The following is a 2213-nucleotide window of genomic DNA, read 5'->3' as shown; positions in this document are numbered from 1 at the left end:
CCCGAGTTCGACAGTTGATAGGCAAAAATGTGCTTTTTTGAAAACACCGATCCTTATATATCAAGGCTTTCGGGATTCGGAACCATGGAAAAAAGCTAAAATCCATAGGCACACGTTTAGTAGCATTGATTATTGCCATACAGATAGTATACATGGTATAATATAGACATGTATATCCGAACCATCTCCCGCAAAAACAAAGACGGTTCCGTGGTCCGTTACATCCAGCTCGCCCACAACGAGTGGGATCCTGTGGCCCGTTGTGCCAAGGCCAAGGTGCTCTTCAACCTAGGCCGTGAGGAGGAGGTCGACCGAGAAGGCCTGAAAAGACTGGTTAAGAGCATCGGCCGGTTTCTTGGTCCGGAAGAAGCTTTGCAGGTGGAAGCTGAACTGAACGGTACTTCTCCCCTGTCCTTCGTCTCCAGCCGCCCCCTGGGTGGGGCCTGGGTACTAAACCATCTCTGGCGCGAGGTGGGGATCCAGGGTACCTTGGAACGAATGCTGGAAAAACGTAAGTTCCAGGTACCGGTGGAACGGGCCATCTTTGCCATGGTGGCTAACAGGGCGTTAAACCCCGCCAGTAAACTGGCCACTGAAGATTGGATACGGGAAGACATACATATCCCCGAATTGGCCGAAGTACCGGTCCAGAACCTCTACCGGGCCATGGACTTTTTGCTGGAGGCTTCAGAACAGCTACAAGAAGAGGTATTCTTTTCTGTCGCTAACCTCTTAAACCTGGAAGTGGACCTCCTCTATTTTGACACCACCTCCATCTATTTTGAGGTAGAGGACGAGGATGACCCGGAAAATCAAAAGAAATACCTGCGGCAAAAGGGTCACTCCAAAGACCATCGACCGGATCTTCCCCAGGTGGTTATCGGTTTAGCCGTCACCCGGGAGGGGATCCCCGTCAGGTGCTGGGTATGGCCCGGTAATACCGCCGACATGTCGGTGGTGGAAGAGGTTAAAAAAGACCTCATGGGCTGGAAACTGGGCCGGGTCATCACCGTAGTGGACCGGGGCTTCTCCTCAGAAGAGAACCTTAAGTACCTGCAGCGTGGCGGCGGCCACTACATTGCCGGAGAAAAGATGCGAAGCGGCAAAGAAACCGTGGCAGAAGCCCTTAACCGGGCCGGGAGATACAAAACCATCAAGGACAACCTGGAAGTAAAAGAGATCGTCGTCGGCGACGGCGAAAAGCGTGTCAGGTACATCCTGGTACGGAACCCCCAAGAGGCCGCCAAAGACAAAGCTCAGCGGGAAAAGACCCTGGCCAAGATCAGAGAAGAACTAAAAGCCATCGGTGACTTAAAAGGCGAACCCCACACCAAGGCCTGTTGCGAACTGATCGCCCACAAGACATACGGTAAGTACCTGAAAACCGACAAAAAGGGGCAGCCCTACATAGACAAGGCCAAGGTAAAGGCAGAAGAAAAACTGGACGGCAAGTACCTGTTAAGAACCTCTGACGACACCCTCTCGCCGGAAGACGTAGCCCTGGGATATAAACAACTGCTGGAAGTGGAAGACGCTTTCCGGAGTATCAAGCAAGTTTTAGAGTTAAGGCCCGCCTACCACCGGTTGAGTGAGCGGATCAAGTCCCATGTTCTCTTATGCTGGCTGGCGTTACTGCTGATCAGGATAGCCGAGAACAGGACCGGCGAGACCTGGCGTAGCTTAAGAAAAACCCTGGACCGGATGCACCTGGGAGAGTTTGCTGGACCTGACGGTAAGGTGCTGCAGCGGACACAAACGACAGCTCAGCAGAAGCAAATCTTTAAAGCCCTTGGCGTGCCGGAACCGCCGACCTTCTTTGCGGTAGTACCTGCCAAGAGGGAAGGTCCCTAGTAACACGCGCCCGAAATGGCGATCCCCGGAAGCCTTGCGCAACAAGCTGTTGCGCCTTTATTTTGCCTATGTACTGTCGAATTCGGGTAGAAGATGGGCGCCCAGGATTTTTCAAGTTTTTCACGGATTTTGGTGTTTATCCACTGGGTGCTGTCCGACAGGGTTTGCTGGTTATGGTTGTTGTTTGCTCTAAACATTTTGCGCCTCACCTTTTTATGCTATTTTTGTTGATATTTCTTGAGTAAGCATGGGCGTTTCCGCCCATACTCCTCGACGGAACCGTACGTGCCCTATTAAGGCATACGGCTCTTCACAACATATTCTCATCATCTATAGAATAAGCTTACTCTTATTGTCGGTTC

The 2213-nt window shown here is 51.7% G+C and carries 1 protein-coding gene; it reads left to right on the top strand.

All coding sequences use genetic code 11. The annotated features are described in order from the left end of the window. The first annotated feature begins 168 nt into the window (after window positions 1–168). Window positions 169–1851: an IS1634 family transposase gene (locus HPY90_RS15945; RefSeq protein ID WP_287195969.1), complete on the top strand. Its 1683-nt coding sequence runs from the start codon at window positions 169–171 to the stop codon at window positions 1849–1851. Window positions 1852–2213: the final 362 nt, after the last annotated feature.

This window comes from Syntrophothermus sp., from assembly GCF_013314835.1.
Lineage (GTDB): Bacteria > Bacillota > Syntrophomonadia > Syntrophomonadales > Syntrophothermaceae > Syntrophothermus > Syntrophothermus lipocalidus.
Note: the sequence above shows the minus strand (reverse complement) of the source record. Positions and strands in the feature narration are given on the sequence as shown.

What these genes read in the sequence shown, in the direction of transcription:
- HPY90_RS15945 (WP_287195969.1), top strand. Translation starts at nt 169, where the DNA reads ATGTATATCCGAACCATCTCCCGCAAAAACAAAGACGGTTCCGTGGTC.